We start from the raw sequence: 17,508 nt of genomic DNA on the forward strand, positions 1-17,508 counted from the left end.
CTTCGGCTATTGATTTTAAAAGTAGCTGTTGCAAGTAAAACAACAAGTGTCAGCAAGACGAGTGGCCGGCACCAGCGCTTGCCGACGGGATGCCAAAAAGGGGGCGCGTCCTGTTGTGCGGGTGGCTGGTGCCATCGAGACAGCACGCCGGACCTATCGGCGGATACGAAGCAAGGCTTGGTTGTGGCGTGTTGCCTGCGGCCGGGAGCGGACACGATATGGTGCCGCTTCCGGCTGCTGCCGCCACACAGGAAAAGGGTGTTGCCGGATCGGGCAGGGCGCTGAGCGCCGCCGGCCGGCAGCCCGGGTTACACGAAAGGAAATTATGTCTATTGCAGCAGCGCCAGGTTGGCCGCGCCTGATGGCCCGCACCGGCACCATGTTGTCACTTGTCTTGACCCTGTTTGCCGCCCCCGGCATGGCCCAGAGCAGCAAGGCCCTGCCGCAGAACCAGGGCACCGCGACGGCAGCGGCTGCAGTGGAGCGCGAGGGCGAGCTGGAAGTGATCCACGTTCACTACTTCGACAAGACCACCGGCAACCGCTACTACCTGAAAACGGAAGAGGGCCGTGTCGAGCTGAAGTTCAAGGGCAAGGGCCCGCGCCAGCCGAGCGGCACCAAGGTGCGGGTGAAGGGTTCGCTCAGCAACAATGTGCTGGCGCTGGACAGCACCGGCAGCACCAGCTACCAGGTGCTGGCACTGGCCGCGCCGAATACCTTTGGCGAGCAGAAAACCGCGGTGCTGCTGGTCAACTTCCAGGACAACCAGACGCAGCCGTATACCGCGAGCCAGGCCAACACCACCGTGTTTGGCAGCAGCAGCGATTTCATCAAGGAAAACTCGTCGCAGCAGACATGGCTGAACGGCAATGTCTTCGGCTGGCTGACGCTGCCGATCAACCAGACCTGCAGCCCGGACAACGTGGCGGCCTACGCCAACCAGGCCGCCAAGAACGCCGGCATCGACCTGACCCAGTACCCGCGCCGCATCTACGTGATGCCGAAAAACACTGCCTGCACCTGGTCCGGCATGGGCACCGTCGGCGGTTCGCCGTCGTCGTCGTGGCTAAACGGCGCGCTGTATCGCGGGGTGGTGACGCACGAGATGGGGCATAACTTCGGCCTGTGGCACTCGCACTCGCTGGATTGCGGCGCGACCACGCTGGGTAGCAGCTGCAGCCGCAGCGAGTACGGCGATGCCTTCGACACCATGGGCAACGGCGGCGTGCACTACAACGCGTTCCAGAAAGAGCGCCTGGGCTGGCTGAATTACAACCTGTCGCCCGCCATCGCCACCGTGGAAAGCGGTAGCACCACCGTTACGCTGACGCCGTACGCGGCCGCCGGTAATGGCATCAAGGCCGTGAAGGTGCTGAAGGGCGTGGATGCCACGACCGGGCAGAAGAGCTGGTACTACGTCGAATTCCGCCAGCCGCTGGGCTTCGACAGCGACATCTCGCGCTTCCCGCAGGCGGTCAATGGCGTGCTGGTGCGCACCGGTACCGACAACAGCGGAGACACCAGCGACCTGCTGGACCTGACGCCGAACAGCTCGGCCACCGATGACATCAGCGATTCGCCGCTGGCGGTGGGCAAGACCTTTACCGATAGCGGTAGCGGGGTGAGCATTTCGCTGCTGTCGGCAAGCAGCAGCGGTGCCACGGTGAGTGTGGCGACCGGTGGGCAAACCCCGGTGCAGCCGGTGTGCACCCGTGGCAACCCGAGTGTGGTGTTGACGCCGGGACAAAGCCCGTCGCTGGCTGCCGGCTCGGCGGCAAGCTTCAGCCTGAGCGTGACCAATACCGATTCCAGCGCCTGCAGCAGCGCGCAGTTCAGCCTGGCGGCCACGGTGCCGGCTGGCTGGAGCAGCCTGCCGCTGTCGACGCTGACCCTGGCGCCGGGTGCCAGCACCAGTACCACCCTGAGTGTGACGTCGGCAACGACCGCGGCCGCCGGTTCCTACGGCTTCAGCGTCGTTGCGGCCAACGTTGGCAGCACGAGCTACCGTGCCACGGCCAGCGCCACGTATGTGGTGGCCAGCAGCACGACCAGCACCAGCAACAAGCCGCCGGTGGCGGTCAATGACAGCGGCGCGACCAGGGTCGGCACTGCCGTCAGGATGGTGGTGCTGGGCAATGACTACGATCCGGAAGGCAAGCCGCTGCAGGTGAAGACCGTGGGCGTGCCGGCGCGTGGCAAGGCTGTGCTCAATAGCGACGGCAGCATCACCTATACCCCGAACGGCAAGTTCAAGGGCAGCGACAGCTTCAGCTACAGCATTAGCGACGGCGCTGCCAGCGCCAGCGCGGTGGTGTCGGTACAGGTTGCCAGATAAGGCGGCACCGTCTCATCGCCAACAAAAAGCCCGGCTTGCGCCGGGCTTTTTTTGATACGCCAGTCTGGTTTACAGGCAGGCGCTTGGCAGGTTGTTGTTGTAGTTGTCCAGTCGAGTCGCCAGGCTACGGGCCAGGCTGGCGTCAGTGGCGCTGACCTTGCCGGTGTAGCCGTAACCAGTGAACTGGTACTTGGTCAGCAGCGCATTGGCTGCCACGATAGCCTCGCTGACTTTGGCGCAGGTTGTTGCCCCTGCAGCGTAGTTCAGTTCAGCCGCTACCAGTTGTGCCGCCATGTTGAACAGCGGGTCGCTGGCTTTCTTGGTACCGCTAAAGGTGGACTTGTTGAGCAAGTTGACGACCTTGCTGCAATCCGGTGCCACGTCAGGGGTGGCCACGCTACCGTGCAGGTAGAAGCTGTTTACCTGGATACCGGTAGGCTCAGCCAGGGCCATGGTTTGGTCGAGAACAGGCGCTTGCTTGCCGCCACTTTGTTTGCAGGAAGCCCAGTTTTTCCAGTAGCCGATGGTGTGGGCCTGGCCTCCCGGCGGTGGTACGTTGTCGATGGTGAAGCTTACAGACTGACCGGCAGCGGCGCTAAAGCCGACGCAAGTAGTGCTGTTGTCACCGCCATTGGGTGGCGAGAAGGCGCCTGCCATGGAGGACAGAGAAGTTGTCCAGCCAGCCAGGATACCCTGTTCGCACAGCTGGTAGTTGCCAGGAACCACCTTGTCAAAGGTAATGGTGCCACCGTTGCCGGCATTGGCCTGCAGGGTTTGCAGGATGGTGCCGTCAGCTGCGGCCGATGCGCCGGTACGCAGACTGAAGGTGAACACTTCACTACCAGTGATGGGTGCGCCGTTGAAGGTCTTGATTACCTGCACCTCGGCCCGCTTGGTGTTCTTGAACAGGCAGGAGAACACTTTGCCGGCATCGGCTGGGTAATTGACGGTAAAGGAGCAGGTTGTGGCAGCAGGGTCAGCGTTGACACTGTTCAAGTCCCAGCCACTCTTCAGCGTTTCGGTCACGGTGTAGACACCTTCGGAAAGCGAGAACGGCTGGCCGCCTGCTTCGAACGCTACTGCACCACCACCGGCATCAGCCTCGGCGAGGACGCCCGTCCCGGCACCAGGGCCAGTCAGGGTAAAGCTCCACTTGAAGTCGGCATCACCGGATTGCAGCACCGGATCAGTGACTTTCTGCACTTCTGCGGTGGCCGGACCAAATGCCCGCTTGTTGGCGAACACGGCAGTGCCCAGGCAGATCGGTGTGCTGTCGGTGACAGTCAGGTCGACACTGCGCGAGTTGCTGGTCGCATCGGCAAGCACGCCGATCGCTTCAACGTTGGCCGCATTGACGAACACGGTTTCCTCAACCACTTGATAGGTATCCGGTACCAGTCCGGTCAGGGAGACCGATTTGGTGGCACCACTATCGCCGTAGTTGAAGGTCAGCTCTTTGCTGTCCTGGTAGGTCGCATCACCCAGGCGGGTAATGGTGAAGCGGATCACGTATTTCTCACCCGCAGCCAGGAACGACATCGATTCCGCGTCGATGCTCTTGTCGATCTTCAGCTCTGCAGCCGAACTCGACACGATGGCCACATTGACTGGGCCGGAAACCTGCGGGCTGCCATCTTTCGGTGTCAGTGTCGCAGTGTCAGTCAGGGTGCCGGAAGTGATTTTCTGGCCATTCAGGTGAATGGTCTTCATGAATACAACCGAACCGCTGCTGCTTTGTTCGCCGGATGTCCAGTTAACCGGACCGACAGTTTTGGTACCCAGTACATAAGCCGGATTGAAGCTGCCGGCGACGCTGCCGCCCAGGCTATCGACCGAGAACTGCAGGAAATTGCCAGTGATCGACTCGGTGTCGGTGATGACCGCGGTGGCGTTGGTGGTGGTGCCGGTGCTGATGGCGGCACTGGCGGTGGCGGTGGTGTTACCCGGTACCGCTATACCGGTCGCCTTGTCGATGTAGGTCGCAGTGGCCACATCGTTGAAGGCACCCTGATCGCCATCACTGGCTGGCAGAGTCTGCTGGTTGGTGAGCACCAGTACTTCGGTCTTGGCGGCCACATCAACCTCGCCCGAGTTCGCGGTACTGCCGACCTGGGTGGTTGGGGTCAGGCCCTTATAGATCTTGTCGGAGACACTGACGGTGATGGTGCGCGATGCCGGGTTCTTGGCGTAGACGTTGGTAGTGACGGTGATCATGCCGTTGATGGCGGCCGAGCGCGTCCACTGGATGGTGATTTCCACCGGTAGCTGGTCATCAAAACCTTCCGCGCAGACGTTGCCGAACGAGACATCGGTCGGGTTGGCCTGTTTGGTGATGTTCCAGCTGTAGTCGGTGTCCTGACTGGCAGTCATATCCTTGCGCAGTTCTTGCGGCAGGATTTCTTTTACCGGAATGGACACGTCACGGGCGCCGATACCGGCAGTGCCGAAGGCCTCATTGGCTAGGTTGGCGTGCAGCGACGATCCCGGGTACAGATGCGAACCCAGTGCCAGCCGCGCATAGTAGTCAAACACGCAAGTGCTGTTCTTGTCCTGGCTGATGGTGACTAGCCGGTACAGTGACTTGTCGGTACCGCCGATGCCGGGAGTGAGCACCATCTGGGCGCTGATGTTGGTGATCGAGCAGGTGCCGCTGGAGAGCGCCACGTTCTTGGTCAGCGTCGACAGCACGTCGTAGCCGGGCTTGCCGGCATCTTCATGATCGACTACCACCGCGATGGTGTAAGTCTGGGTTGCCGGCGCAGAATTACCGGCATCGACCGTCAGCCGATACGGCACCAGATCCAGCTCGTTCCAGCCTTTGCCGAGGTTACCGCTGGTGTAGACGTCGTCGGGGCAGACAAACTGGCCGCTGCCATTAGGCAGGGTGATGTCGCCGTTGTTGCGGCAACCTTCCAGCGTGTTCTGGATACCGACAGGCGCTGCTGCGGCGGCAGGATTGGTGGTCAGCAGCAGGAACAGCGTGCTGAACAGCAGGGCGAAAAACCTGAATAGGGGTTGTTTGAAACCCGCCGTGCGACAGATGGCGGATGTGTGTATTCCGGAAGCTTTGTGGAGCTTCCCGAGGCCGTTGGGACTCATGTTACACCTCCTTTGAATCTTCAAAGGCGGTTCCTTGCCTAGGAATCGCGCGAGATCCCCTCCTGCGTACATTAGAAAAAAATACCGCCAGTACTGTTCTGCCGCTTTTGTTCGATACCAGAGGCTGCAGCTTGCCAGCCAAATTACGACCCTCTCCGGCAGTGTCTGCCGCGAGTGGCCGGTGCGATTACAGAACACGCTAACCGAGGTTTGCCTCCTTCCTTTTTTTGGCGGATTGGTACGCTGTATCGTAGGTTATTGTGACAATAGATTCAACGAAATATTTAAAATATGGCGGCAGCAAAATGGCAAGGATTTCCTGCCGCCATCAGCATTTTTGGGGCTTGATCAGTACTCGGGAGCGGCTTGGGGCCGCTGTTGATTGCGTGCATAGTTGCCCAGCACGCGCGGTACATACTGCATGGTCTCCTGATAAGGCGGCACGCGGTTGCCGTAACGTGCCACCGCCTGTTCGCCGGCGTTGTAGGCGGCCAGCACCAGCCTGAGGTCGTTGTCGAAGCGGCCCATCAGCTCGCGCAGGTGTTGCGCGCCGGCGCGGACGTTCTGCTGCGGGTCGTACAGGTTGGTCACGCCGTAACGTCCGGCGGTGGCCGGCATCAACTGCATCAAGCCAATCGCGCCCTTGGGCGACACCGCGCGCCAGTTGTAACCGGATTCGGTGGCGATGACCGCGTGTAGCAGGGCGGCGTCCAGGTTCAGGTTCTGCGCGGTGCTGTCGATCAGCTGGCTCCAGCGTGCGCGCTGGCTGGCGCGGTACTGCACGCCCGGCGCGCGCTTGCCGGTCGTGACTTCAGCGCTGTCGCGCGGCGTGCTCAGTGCCAGCCGGTAGCGCTTGTCCTGCGGCACATTGCTGAAGTGCGTGGTGCCGTCGGCATCGGTAAAGGCATAGATGTTGGCACCGGCGATGGGCGCAAGGAGCAGCAGCAAGACGGTCAGCAGCGCCGGCCTTTGCCGGCAGCGAAGCGGCCCGGCCCGGGGCAAGCAAGCAAGGGTTGCCATGATGGTTTCCTCTGGTGGGTGGGAGGTCAGAAACTTCCGCTACGGAAGCGATAGCCCTTGTAGTTCAAGATCACGCCATCGGCCTGGATGCTTTCCAGTGTCATGCCGGCCACAACGTCGTCACCGGCGCGCCGTACCCGGTCGTTGATGATCACCAGTCGTTCCGAATCTTCGGCGGAGGAGGAAAAGCCGGAGATCACGACACTGTCACCAATCTCTTTTTGCAGGGCCTCAGGCAGCTCGCGCAGGTTGAACACGCGGTTGTCGATGCGGCTGACGGTGGCGTCGGCCGCAGGCGCCGGGGCCGCTGTCGTCTGCGCGGCCGGCTTGCTTGCCGGCGCGACACGGTTTTCCTTGCGACTGGACGCCGGGGCGGCCGGCGCTGGCGTCAGCTCGGCATCACTTTGCCTGGTCAGCGGCAGACTGTCCGCCGGCGGCAGGTAAGCCACCGTTGCTTCGGCTGGCGGCGGGGTATTGCGGTTGGGGGCAACGCTGCTGTTGTCCGCCGCCTGCGGCGTGGCCGGCCGGATCGTCGCCAGCGCCTGCCAGCCGAACAGCATGCCGGCCGCGGCGATGCCGCTGCCCAGTAGCAATATCAGCAGCAGGTAGCGCCAGCGCGGTTTGCCCGGCGTCGGCTGGATGCTCTGCGCGGCGTGGATGGAGTGCACGGTCGGCGTGCTGTGGCGTTGTCGTTCCTGATCGGCCTTGAGCAAGGCGTCGAGTATGTAGGACATGATCACTCCTTCCGGATGGTGACGGGCGCGGTGGCGCTCAGGTGTGGCGAGTCAGGATTACCGGCCTGAGCCAGCCGTATCAGGGTCAGCGGCCCGGCGATGCCGTCGCCGGGCAGATCGTGCTGCAGCTGGAAGTCGCGTACCCGCGCTGCCAGCCCGGCATCGTAGCTTGCGGCCAACGTTGCGCCGCCGGCCGCCGGTAGCTGGCCGAGCTGTTGCCGTAACCAGGCGACCGCCAGGCTGCGGCTGCCGGGCGCCAGCGGCTGCTGATAATGCGGCGGCGGCATCCACAGCACGGTGTAGCGTCCGTTCCATGCCTGTGCCAGCGCCGCCAGCGTCAGCTCGTGCTGTTGTTGGCCGATGACCACCCGCGCCTGTTCGCCTTGCAGCGCCAGCAAGGTCAGGTGCTGCAGCTGGCCGGCGGGCTGGCGCAGTTGCAATACCGCCGGCAGATTGAGGCGGCGCAGGCTGTCCAGGTCGCCACTGCCGCTCAGGCAGCGGGCGCCGAACAGTTCGGCTTGCTGGCAGGCACCGGCTTCATCGCTGACCGGTGCCGGAATCCGCCATTGCCCCAGCAGCGTGCGGTACGCCAATGCCTGCGCGAGGTCGGCGGCCGGCAGCGGCGCCGGCAGGCGCGCCAGTGCGGTGGTGGGGCGGGGCGCGTCAGCGGTTGCGGCGGGCTGTGCCGGCGCAGGGGTACGGGTTGCCGTGTTGCGGGCAGCGGTGGCGGCGGCTGGCGGGGGCTGGTCGGCCGGTTGTGCGCCATAGAACAGCACGGTGGCGACCGCGACGGTGCTGAGCAGGGCGCCGCTGGCGAGGGCCAGCTTGTGCCATGGGCGGATCGGGCTGCTGTTGAACACTTCCCGAGCCGCCTGCCGCACCGTGGCGCGGTCGACGCGGGGTTTGCCCTGCGCGTAGCTGCCGAGCAGGGCGCGGTCGCACAGCACGTTCAGCTTGCGCGGCACGCCGCCGGTACAGGCAAACAGCTGCCGCATCACCGCCGGCGGGAACAGGTCGAGATGGCTGCCGGCCACGCTCAGCCGGTGCTGGATATAGGGGGCGATCTCGTCGCGTTGCAAGGGGCCGAGGTGGTAACGGGCGACGATGCGCTGCGACAGTTGCCGCAATTCCGGCCGTGCCAGCTTGTCGCGCAGTTCCGGCTGCCCCAGCAGGATGATGTGCAGCAGCTTGCACTCGTGCGTTTCCAGATTGGTCAGCAGCCGCACCTGCTCCAGCACCTCGTCGCTCAGGTTCTGCGCTTCGTCGATGATCAGCAGCGTGGTGCGGCCCTGCGCGTGGGCGGCCAGCAGGTGCTTGTTGATGAGGTCGATGCAGGCCTTGTTGCCGTGCTCGGCGGGCAGCGCGATCTGCAGCTCTTCGCAGAGGGTGGCCAGCAGCTCCGGCACCGTGAGCTTGGGATTGATGACGAAGGCGACATCGCAGTGCGCGGGCAGTTGTTCCAGAAAGCAGCGGCACAGCGTGGTCTTGCCGGCGCCGACCTCGCCGGTCAGCAGCACGAATCCGCCTTCGCCCCTGATGCTGTACATCAGGTGGGCTAGCGCTTCGCGGTGCTGCTGACTCATGAACAGATAGCGCGGATCGGGCGCGATCGAGAACGGCGAGTCGGCAAGGCCATAGTGACTGGTGTACATGGCGCGACCTGTTGTGATGTGCTATCCGATATCAGTACGGTTGAAAAAAAGTATAGTTTGCCACCCGGTATTTGCCGCGAATTGCCGGCCGCCGCCGGCCATTTCTTAAAGTACGCCACCGCTGGCGCCGTGTTTCCGGTTACAGCTGCCGGCGCTGCTTTTTCCCCCTGCCTTGCGCCATGCGGATTGGGCCTCGCGTGCATCTGGCCTGCCGCTATCGGCACCCCATCCGTTATCGCTAGCGAAAGCCATATGCGTTGTCTTTGCATTGCATCTAGCACTGAAGAATGGATGGCGAAAGCCGGCGTGGCCCTCTATAAATGTATTTATCTAAATTCTGTTGTAAGCATGATTGACAACTGGGTCAAGTAGCTTACTGCGTGGCAGGCCGCCGTCAGGGCAGGGCTGGCCGGCGGATCGAGGCGTGAAATCTATGTATAGCCTTTCTCGGAAGCGATTCGGCAGCGCGGGGTTCACCTTGCTGGAATTGCTGGTGGTGCTGGTGATCATCGGCCTGCTGGCCGGCTATGTGGCGCCACGCTATTTCGCGCAGGTCGGCAAGGCGGAGGTGAAGACGGCGCAGGCACAGGTGGACGCGCTGGAAAAATCGCTCGACCAGTACCGGCTGGATACCGGCCGCTATCCCACTACCGAACAAGGGTTGGCCGCACTGTACACGCGCCCGGCCGACGAGCCGAAGTGGCAGGGGCCGTACCTGAAAAAGGCGCCGCCGCCGGACCCGTGGGGACGGCCCTACCAGTATCGCCAGCCGGGAGAGCGCGGCGAATATGACTTGTACAGCTACGGCAAGGACGGTCAGTCCGGTGGCTCGGGCGAGGATGCCGATATCGGCAGCTAGGTCAGGAACATCATGTATTTCGAGATCAAGGCCATCAACCATGATGGCGAGGTAGCGGTACTGGTGCTGGAAGCCCTCAGCGATGGTGAAGCCGTCAGCCAGGCGCAGGACCAGGGCTATGCCGTGCTGGCGGTCAGGCAGCGCAGCTTCTCGTGGACATGGTCGCGTTCCGGCTTCCAGCTGGCGCTGTTTACCCAGGAGTTGCTCGCGCTGCTGGAGGCCGGGCTTGCGCTGGTGGAGGCCATTGAGGCGCTGAACGAAAAAGAATCGCGCCCGGAGTCGCGCCGCATCCTGAGCCAGATCATCCAGCGCCTGCACGAGGGCCTGTCGCTGTCGGTGGCGCTGCAGCAGTTTCCGGAGACCTTTCCTTCGCTGTATGTCGCCACCGTGCGTGCCAGCGAGAAAACCGGCGATCTGCAGAATGCGCTCGGCCGTTACCTCGCCTACCAGACCCAGGTCGATGCGGTGCGCAAGAAAGTGATCAGCGCCTCCATCTATCCGGCGCTGCTGATTCTGGCCGGCGGCGCGGTGCTGCTGTTCCTGATCGGCTACGTGGTGCCGCGCTTCGCCCAGGTCTACGAAACGATGGGCAGCGACCTGCCGCTGTTCTCGCGCTTGCTGCTGGCCTGGGGCAATTTGTTCCAGGCCTATGCCGTGTTCCTGCTGCCGGGGCTGCTGCTGCTGCTGCTCGCGGCCGGCTACCTGCTGACCCGTCCCGAGGTCATCCGCCGGCTGGGCGAGTTGCTGTGGAAGATCCCGTCGCTGGGCGAGCGCATGCGGCTGTACCAGTTGGCGCGGCTGTACCGCATGCTGGGCATGCTGCTGGTCGGCGGCACGCCGGTGGTGCCGGCGCTGGCGATGGTGTCCGGCGTGTTGCAGGCCTCGCTGCGGCTGCGGCTGCAGCAGGCGGCGCGCGACATCAGCGACGGCAAGCCGATTTCCGGCGCGCTGCACAGCCACGGGCTGACCACGCCGGTGGCGCTGCGCATGCTGCGCGTCGGTGAGCGCAGCGGGCAGATGGGCAGCATGATGGGGCGCATCGCCGGCTTTTACGAGGAAGAAATGGCACTGGCGGTGGAGCGCTTCATGCGCATGTTCGAGCCGGTGCTGATGGTGTTCATCGGGCTGGTCATCGGCATCGTGGTGGTGCTGATGTACCTCCCCATCTTCGAGCTGGCCGGGAGCATCCAATGAGCCGCGATCTTTCCATCCCCGAGCCGGTGGCGTTCAGCGCCAGCCAAGTGCAGCAGGCGCGCGACGACGCGCAGCGCTACCAGCGGCCGCTGCTGGCGGTGCTGGAAGAGGGCAGCGGCCTGGCGCCGGATGCCTTCGTGCGCCACCTCGCCGCCACCGCGCACTACCCGGCACTGGCGATGGCTGACATCGAGCAGCTGCAACCGGCCTTCGACGTGATCGCCTACCCCGACGCGGTGCGCCAGGAGTGCATGGCCTGCCGCAACGCTGACGGCGAGCTGCGCATCCTGTTCAGCAACCCGTTCGATGCCGCGCTGCAGGAGTGGGTGCATTGCGCGGTGCAGCCGGCCGCCAGCTGGTATCTGGTGCACCGCGGCGACCTGGCCGCCTTCCTCACCCGTTACGAGGAATCCTGGCGCGCCATCGACGTGCTGCTCGGCTCTGCGGCCAACCATGTCGAAACCACGCAGACGCTGGAGGACATTTCCTACAAGTCGATCAGCGAGGACACCAGCCAGGTGGTGAAGCTGGTGCACTCGGTGATTTACGACGCGCTGAAGATGGGCGCCAGCGACATCCACCTGGAGTCGGGCGGCAACGGGCTGGTGATGAAGTACCGCATCGACGGCGTGCTGCTGACCGTGGGCAGCCTCAACGGCGCCGATCTGGCCGAGCAGATGGTGTCGCGGGTGAAGGTGATGTCGGAGCTGGATATCGCCGAGCGGCGCATCCCGCAGGACGGGCGCTTCAAGATCGCGATGCAGGGACGCGAGGTCGATTTTCGCGTCTCCATCATGCCCAACATCCTCGGCGAGGACGCGGTGCTGCGCATCCTCGACCGGCGCACGCTGACCGACAGCCAGCAGGAGCTGCGCCTGGACAGCCTCGGCTTCGACAGCCAGCTGATCGGCGAGATCCGCCGCTACATCAGCGAGCCGTACGGCATGGTGCTGGTCACCGGCCCGACCGGCAGCGGCAAGACCACCACCCTGTACGCGGCGGTGACCGAGATCAACTCCGGCAGCGACAAGATCATCACCATCGAGGACCCGGTCGAGTACCAGCTGCCGGGGGTGCTGCAGATCCAGGTCAACGAGAAGAAGGGGCTGACCTTCGTGCGCGGCCTGCGCTCCATCCTGCGCCATGACCCGGACAAGATCCTGGTCGGCGAGATCCGCGATCCCGAGACGGCGCAGATCGCGGTGCAGGCGGCGCTGACCGGCCACCTGGTGTTTACCACCGTGCACGCCAACAACGTGTTCGATGTCATCGGCCGCTTCATCCACATGGACATCGAGCCGTACAGCTTCGTCTCGGCGCTGAACTGCATCTTCGCGCAGCGCCTGGTGCGGCTGAACTGCCCGTTCTGCTCGCAGCCGGAGCGGCTGAGCGCGGCGCAACTGCAGGCCGCCGGCCTGCCGGCCGAACTGGCGGCGCACGACGGCTTTCGCAGCGGGCGCGGCTGCGGCCACTGCCGCGGCACCGGCTACAAGGGGCGCAAGGCGATCGGCGAAATGCTGCGCCTGACTGACGAGATCCGCGAGCTGATCGTGGCGCGCGAACCGATCCGCCACATCAAGGAAGCCGCGCGTCGCAACGGCACCCGTTTTCTGCGCGAGGCCGCGGTCGACATGGTCAAGCGCGGAGAAACCACACTACAGGAAATCAATCGTGTCACTTTCGTTGCATGAGCGAATCAGCTTGTCGCTGGCGCCGGAACGCGCGGTCTGGCTGCGGCTGTCGCGCGGCCTGCGGCCACGGCTGGTCGAGCGCGCGGTGGCCGCCTGCCCGCCGGCGGAGCAGGGGCCGGCGTGGCGCCCGGCGCTGGCCGCTCTGCGCGGCTTGCTGCAGGAGCAGCGCCTGCCACCGCGCGCGGCAACGCTGGTGCTGTCCAACCATTTCGTGCGCTACCAGCTGATCCCGTGGCGCGAGGGGTTGGACACCCCGGAAGAGTGGCAGGCGCTGGTGCAGCACGCCTTCCAGCAGGTATACGGCGATGCCGCCGCGCAGTGGCTGTACCGCTGGAGCGGCAGCGGCTACGGCGGGCCGCTGCTGGCCAGTGCCATCGACAGCGAACTGCTGCAGGAAGCCGCTGCGCTGGCACAGGAGGCCGGCCTGCGACTGGCGTCGGTGCAACCCTATTTGATGGCGGCCTGCAATCACTGGCGCGGCCAGATCAAGGTTGGCCGCGGCGCCTTCCTGCTGGCGGAGCCGGGGCGGGTGGGGCTGGCCTGCTTTGACGAGCGCGGCTGGAGCGACCTGGTGTTCGAGCCGCTGGACGGCGACATCGCCACCGCCTTGCCGGCGGTGTTGCCGCGCATGCTGTTGCGCCTGCAGCGCAGCCCCCTGCCGCTGGAGGTGTACGCCTTTGCCGGCGACGGCAGCGCGGTGGTGTGGCCCGAGCCGCAGACGCTGCGCCTGCGCCCGCTGGCGCTGCCGTCGGCACTGGCCGCCCTGTCCGCGGCGGACCGGGCCGCCTGCAGCATGGCGCTGCTGGGAGACTGAACATGCGCGCGATCGATCTCGACTACGTCAAAACCCGCCACCACTACGGCCGGGGCCTGCTGTTGCTGCTCGCGCTGGTGGTGGTGTTGCTGCAGGGCGGCTACTACGCGGCCCTGCAGCAGGAAGTCGCCAGCCAGCAGCAGATGGTCGCGCGCAACGAGGCGGCGCTGCAGCGGCTGCAGCCGCGCGCCGCCCCCGCCGTGGCCCCGGCGCTGCAACGCGAGATCGCCCGCGCCAACGAGGTGTGGGCGCGGCTGAACCAGTCGTGGCCGCAGCTGTTCGACGCGCTGGAGGCGGCCAGGAACAACGAGGTTGCCTTGCTGGAAGTGGAGCCGGACAGCCTGCGGCAGACGGTGCGCATCACCGCGGAAGTGAAGCGGCGCCCGGCGATGCTGGCCTATATCGAGCGCCTCGGCCAGCAGCCGGCACTCGGCGACATCACCCTGCTGGAGCACCACGTCAACCAGCAGGACAAGGAACTGCCGATCCGCTTTTCGCTGTCGGCACAGTGGAGGGCCGGCTCATGAACACGTTCTGGCCCCGGCTGAACTACCTGCGCCAGCGCGCGGGCTGGCCCTTGCTGCTGCTGGTGTTGCTGGTAATCGGCATGCTGCTGTTCCACGCCATGCTGACGCGGCCGTTGCAGGGCCAGCTGACGCAGCTGCAACAGCAGGCGCAGCAGCAGGAGCGCGACATCGTGCGCCTGCGCTACCAGCGCAGCCACCCGGTGGCCAGCCCGCAACTGCGGCTGCAGCGCTTTTATCGCGCCTTTCCGCACCAGGCGACCGCGCCGCTGTGGCTGGAGAAGATCTATGCCGCCGCCGAGGCGCAGCAGCTGGCGCTGCCGCGCGGCGACTACAAGGTGTTGCCGGACCGCAGCGGGCAGCTGCTGCGCTACGAGGTGCAGCTGCCGGTGCGCGGCAGTTACCGGCAGCTGCGCGCCTTCGTGGCGCAGCTGCTGGCCGAGAACCCGACGCTGTTGCTGGCCAACCTGCGCTTCAAGCGTGACAACATCGGCCAGCCGCAGCTGGATGCCGCCATCCACCTGGTGCTGCTGCTGAGGGAGAGCTGACCATGCTTGCACAACGACAACGCTGGTTGCTGCTGGGGGGCGCACTGCTGCTGACCCTGCTGCTGGCGGCCGGCATCGGGCAGCCGGAGAGCGATACCGGGGCGGTGGTGGTCGAGCCGGTGGCGGTGCGTCCGCGCGGTAGCCGCGTCGCAGTCGCACCGCCGGCCGAGCTGCAGGTCGGCAGCCTGGCCAGCCTGCCGCGCGATCTGGGCGCGGGGCGGGTCAAGGATCTGTTCCCGGTGCAGAGCTGGTATGTGCCGCCGCCGCCACCCAAACCGGCGCCGCCGAAGCCGCCGCCATTGCCGTTCACTTATCTGGGCAAGGCGGTCGACGACGGCCAGGTGACCGTGTTCGTGGCGCAAGGGGAACGTAATCTGGTGGTGAAAGCGGGTGATGTCATCGACGGGGTGTACCGGGCAGACAGCATCCTGCCACCGGTGATGACGTTCACCTACTTGCCGCTGCAAATGCAACAGACCTTAGAGATCGGAGTGGCAAATTGAAACGCTTACTCTTTCGGCTGCTCATCCTGTCCGTGTTCGCGGGATGTGCCAGCAACAAGGCTTTCATGGAAGGCAAACAGCTGCTGCTGGACGGCCGGGCGGAAGAGGGCTTTGCCCGCCTGGAAGAGGTCGTCAAGCAGTCTCCGGACAATGTCGAGTACAAGAGCTACCTGTACAACCAGCGCGAGCGCTTCATCAACCAGTGGCTGGCACAGGCCAATACCGTGCAGCTCAACAGCCAGTTCGACGACGCGGAGATCCTGTACCGCCGCGTGCTGAACCTCGATCCGCAAAACCAGCGCGCGCAGGCGGGGCTGGATGGTCTGGTGCAGGAGCGGCGCCACCGCCTGATGCTGGACGAGGCGCAGGCGCAGCAGCAAAAAGGCGAGGTGGCTCCGGCACTGGCCACGGTACGGCAGGTGCTGGCCGACAACCCGCGCCATCGCGACGCCAGGATCATGCTGCGGCGGCTGGAAGAGCAGAGCGCCGGCGACAGCATTGTCAGCCCGCAGCTGAAATCGGCGCTGGCGCGCCCGATCACGCTGGAGTTTCGCGACGCGTCGCTGAAAGCGGTGTTCGAGATCATCTCGCGCACTGCCGGCGTCAACTTCGTCTACGACAAGGACGTGCGCGCCGACCTGAAGGCCACCATCTTCGTGCGCAACACCACCATCGAGGAGGCGGTGCAGCTGCTGCTGGTGTCCAACCAGCTCGACCGCCGCGTGCTCAACGACCGCACCATCATGATCTACCCCAACAACCCGGCGAAGCAGAAGGACTACCAGGAGCTGGTGGTGAAAAGCTTCTACTTGGCCAATGCCGAGGCCAAGGATGCGGCCAACCTGATCCGCACCCTGCTGAAGACGCGCGACATCTTTGTCGACGACAAGCGCAATCTGGTGGTGATGCGTGACACCCCCGAGGCGGTGCGGCTGGCGGAAAAACTGATCGCGTCGCAGGATCTGGCGGAGCCGGAAGCGATCCTGGAAGTGGAAGTGTTGGAGGTCAACCGTGCCCGGCTGCAGAACCTGGGCATCGAATGGCCGGGCCAGGTCGGCTACGGCCTGCTGCAGGGTGGCACCACCACCGCAGTGCTGGGCACCGGCGGCAACACCATCTCCGAGGTCACCACCCCGGGCAATACCGTGGCCCAGGGTGTGATTGACCTGCGCGCCAATCCCAGCCGGCTGACCACCTTCATTGCCAACCCGGCGCTGCTGGTCAACCTGCGCGCGCAGGACACCAACGCCAACGTGCTGGCCAACCCGCGCATCCGCGTGAAAAACCACGAGAAGGCCAAGATCCACATCGGCGACAAGGTGCCGGTGTTCACCAGCACCGCGGTGGTCAATGCCGGCATCGCGCAGTCGGTGTCCTACCTCGACGTCGGCGTCAAGCTGGAGGTGCAGCCCACCATCGGCCTGGACGAGGACGTCACCATCGACGTCGGGCTGGAAGTCAGCAGCATCGTCAAGCAGGTGAACTTCGGCGACAGCATCGCCTACCAGATCGGCTCGCGCGCGGTGGACACCATGCTGCGCCTGCGCAATGGCGAAACCCAGGTGCTGGCCGGCCTGATCCAGGACGAGGACCGCAGCTCGGTGACCAAGATCCCGGGACTGGGTGACCTGCCGCTGCTCGGCCGCCTGTTCTCCACCAATAACGACAACCGCTCCAAGTCGGAAATCGTGCTGCTGATCACGCCGCACATCGTGCACAACCTGGCGCTGCCGGCCCGCAATATTTCCGAATTCCGCGCCGGTACCGAAAGCAGTATCGGCGGCATGGGCGCGGTCGGCGGCGCGCCGTCGCCGATCCCGTCTTCGGGTGTGAGCAGTCGCAGCGTGCCGCCGGCCGCGCCAGCGGTGCCGGGCATGATCCCGTTGCCGGGCATCGTGCCGTTCCAGCCGACACCGGCGCCGAGCACCGCACCGGCTCCGGTACCGATTCCGCCGCCGGCCGCACCGGCCCCGGCGCAGTAGCCGGGCGGGGAGGGAAAATGAAGGCGCCAGCGCAAACCGGCGGCCACCGCGCCCGCGGATTCACCCTCATCGAGCTGGTGGTCACCGTGGCGATCGTGGCGCTGCTGGCCAGCATCGCGCTGCCGCTGGCGGAGCTGACGGTGCAGCGCGGCAAGGAGCAGGAGCTGCGCGTGGCGCTGCGCCAGATCCGCGACGGCATCGACGCCTACAAGAAGGCGGTCGACGACGGTCGCATCCTGAAGGCGGCCGACGAAAGCGGCTACCCGAAGACGCTGGCGGTGCTGGTGGAAGGCGTACTCGACCCGAAGGACCCGGACAAGCAGAAGAAGATCTTCTTCCTGCGCCGGCTGCCGCGCGATCCGCTGGCGGCCGACCCGCAGCAGGACGCCGCCGAGACCTGGGGGCTGCGCAGCTATGACAGTGAGGCCGACGCCCCGGAAGAGGGCGAGGACGTGTTTGATGTCTATTCCAGGGCGGATGGCAACGGGTTGAACGGCATCCCGTACCGGCAATGGTGATAACGCGGCCGCCGTGGTGTGCCGCGTGCGGCAGG

General features: G+C 65.1%; 14 protein-coding genes. 10 read left to right on the forward strand and 4 right to left on the reverse strand.

From position 1 onward, the window contains the following. Window positions 1-325 precede the first annotated feature (325 nt). A complete protein-coding gene (locus NOM55_RS08640; RefSeq protein ID WP_255908249.1) occupies window positions 326-2,335 on the forward strand; it encodes an Ig-like domain-containing protein in 2,010 nt (669 codons plus the stop codon). Window positions 2,336-2,404: 69 nt separating this feature from the next. Here the strand turns inward: NOM55_RS08640 and NOM55_RS08645 are convergent, their stop codons facing one another. The 4 genes from NOM55_RS08645 to NOM55_RS08660 form a co-directional block, all read right to left on the reverse strand. Beyond that, window positions 2,405-5,434: a hypothetical protein gene (locus NOM55_RS08645; RefSeq protein WP_255908250.1), complete on the reverse strand. Its 3,030-nt coding sequence runs from the start codon at window positions 5,432-5,434 to the stop codon at window positions 2,405-2,407. Window positions 5,435-5,782: 348 nt separating this feature from the next. Then, window positions 5,783-6,382 carry a lytic transglycosylase domain-containing protein gene (locus NOM55_RS08650; RefSeq protein ID WP_245961155.1) on the reverse strand — a complete coding sequence of 200 codons (600 nt, stop codon included), beginning with the start codon at window positions 6,380-6,382 and terminating at the stop codon, window positions 5,783-5,785. A 98-nt stretch (window positions 6,383-6,480) separates the two neighbouring features. After that, window positions 6,481-7,188 carry a general secretion pathway protein GspB gene (locus NOM55_RS08655; RefSeq protein WP_255908251.1) on the reverse strand — a complete coding sequence of 236 codons (708 nt, stop codon included), beginning with the start codon at window positions 7,186-7,188 and terminating at the stop codon, window positions 6,481-6,483. A gap of 2 nt (window positions 7,189-7,190) precedes the next feature. Then, window positions 7,191-8,840: an AAA family ATPase gene (locus NOM55_RS08660; protein WP_255908252.1), complete on the reverse strand. Its 1,650-nt coding sequence runs from the start codon at window positions 8,838-8,840 to the stop codon at window positions 7,191-7,193. Window positions 8,841-9,273: 433 nt separating this feature from the next. Between NOM55_RS08660 and gspG the strand changes: the two genes are divergently transcribed. The 9 genes from gspG (at window position 9,274) to NOM55_RS08705 (ending at window position 17,473) form a co-directional block, all read left to right on the forward strand. After that, window positions 9,274-9,699: a type II secretion system major pseudopilin GspG gene (gene gspG / locus NOM55_RS08665; protein WP_255908253.1), complete on the forward strand. Its 426-nt coding sequence runs from the start codon at window positions 9,274-9,276 to the stop codon at window positions 9,697-9,699. 12 nt (window positions 9,700-9,711) lie between these two features. After that, window positions 9,712-10,893: a type II secretion system F family protein gene (locus NOM55_RS08670; RefSeq protein WP_255908254.1), complete on the forward strand. Its 1,182-nt coding sequence runs from the start codon at window positions 9,712-9,714 to the stop codon at window positions 10,891-10,893. Beyond that, the gene (locus tag NOM55_RS08675) at window positions 10,890-12,584 is read left to right on the forward strand and encodes a GspE/PulE family protein (protein WP_255908255.1); all 1,695 of its coding nucleotides are present in this window, start codon (window positions 10,890-10,892) and stop codon (window positions 12,582-12,584) included. The genes NOM55_RS08670 and NOM55_RS08675 overlap by 4 nt, the downstream gene beginning before the upstream one ends. Next, a complete protein-coding gene (locus NOM55_RS08680) occupies window positions 12,565-13,398 on the forward strand; it encodes a hypothetical protein (RefSeq protein WP_255908256.1) in 834 nt (277 codons plus the stop codon). The genes NOM55_RS08675 and NOM55_RS08680 overlap by 20 nt, the downstream gene beginning before the upstream one ends. A gap of 2 nt (window positions 13,399-13,400) precedes the next feature. Further along, complete coding sequence (locus tag NOM55_RS08685) at window positions 13,401-13,925, forward strand: hypothetical protein (RefSeq protein WP_255908257.1); 525 nt, start codon at window positions 13,401-13,403, stop codon at window positions 13,923-13,925. Beyond that, the gene (locus NOM55_RS08690) at window positions 13,922-14,470 is read left to right on the forward strand and encodes a hypothetical protein (RefSeq protein ID WP_255908258.1); all 549 of its coding nucleotides are present in this window, start codon (window positions 13,922-13,924) and stop codon (window positions 14,468-14,470) included. The genes NOM55_RS08685 and NOM55_RS08690 overlap by 4 nt, the downstream gene beginning before the upstream one ends. 2 nt (window positions 14,471-14,472) lie before the next feature. Beyond that, complete coding sequence (locus NOM55_RS08695; protein ID WP_255908259.1) at window positions 14,473-14,973, forward strand: hypothetical protein; 501 nt, start codon at window positions 14,473-14,475, stop codon at window positions 14,971-14,973. A 65-nt stretch (window positions 14,974-15,038) separates the two neighbouring features. Next, the gene (locus NOM55_RS08700) at window positions 15,039-16,955 is read left to right on the forward strand and encodes a secretin N-terminal domain-containing protein (RefSeq protein ID WP_255908260.1); all 1,917 of its coding nucleotides are present in this window, start codon (window positions 15,039-15,041) and stop codon (window positions 16,953-16,955) included. Between the two features lie 17 nt (window positions 16,956-16,972). Further along, a complete protein-coding gene (locus tag NOM55_RS08705) occupies window positions 16,973-17,473 on the forward strand; it encodes a type II secretion system protein (protein WP_255908261.1) in 501 nt (166 codons plus the stop codon). Window positions 17,474-17,508 lie beyond the last annotated feature (35 nt).

It is taken from the genome of Vogesella sp. AC12 (genome assembly GCF_024437575.1).
GTDB lineage: Bacteria > Pseudomonadota > Gammaproteobacteria > Burkholderiales > Chromobacteriaceae > Vogesella > Vogesella indigofera.

Excerpts from the sequence above, each read along its gene's own strand:
- NOM55_RS08640 (WP_255908249.1), top strand. The coding sequence starts at position 326 with ATGTCTATTGCAGCAGCGCCAGGTTGGCCGCGCCTGATGGCCCGCACC.
- NOM55_RS08645 (WP_255908250.1), bottom strand. The coding sequence starts at position 5,434 with ATGAGTCCCAACGGCCTCGGGAAGCTCCACAAAGCTTCCGGAATACAC.
- NOM55_RS08655 (WP_255908251.1), bottom strand. The coding sequence starts at position 7,188 with ATGTCCTACATACTCGACGCCTTGCTCAAGGCCGATCAGGAACGACAA.
- NOM55_RS08660 (WP_255908252.1), bottom strand. The coding sequence starts at position 8,840 with ATGTACACCAGTCACTATGGCCTTGCCGACTCGCCGTTCTCGATCGCG.
- gspG (WP_255908253.1), top strand. The coding sequence starts at position 9,274 with ATGTATAGCCTTTCTCGGAAGCGATTCGGCAGCGCGGGGTTCACCTTG.
- NOM55_RS08670 (WP_255908254.1), top strand. The coding sequence starts at position 9,712 with ATGTATTTCGAGATCAAGGCCATCAACCATGATGGCGAGGTAGCGGTA.
- NOM55_RS08675 (WP_255908255.1), top strand. The coding sequence starts at position 10,890 with ATGAGCCGCGATCTTTCCATCCCCGAGCCGGTGGCGTTCAGCGCCAGC.
- NOM55_RS08685 (WP_255908257.1), top strand. The coding sequence starts at position 13,401 with ATGCGCGCGATCGATCTCGACTACGTCAAAACCCGCCACCACTACGGC.
- NOM55_RS08690 (WP_255908258.1), top strand. The coding sequence starts at position 13,922 with ATGAACACGTTCTGGCCCCGGCTGAACTACCTGCGCCAGCGCGCGGGC.
- NOM55_RS08695 (WP_255908259.1), top strand. The coding sequence starts at position 14,473 with ATGCTTGCACAACGACAACGCTGGTTGCTGCTGGGGGGCGCACTGCTG.
- NOM55_RS08700 (WP_255908260.1), top strand. The coding sequence starts at position 15,039 with ATGGAAGGCAAACAGCTGCTGCTGGACGGCCGGGCGGAAGAGGGCTTT.
- NOM55_RS08705 (WP_255908261.1), top strand. The coding sequence starts at position 16,973 with ATGAAGGCGCCAGCGCAAACCGGCGGCCACCGCGCCCGCGGATTCACC.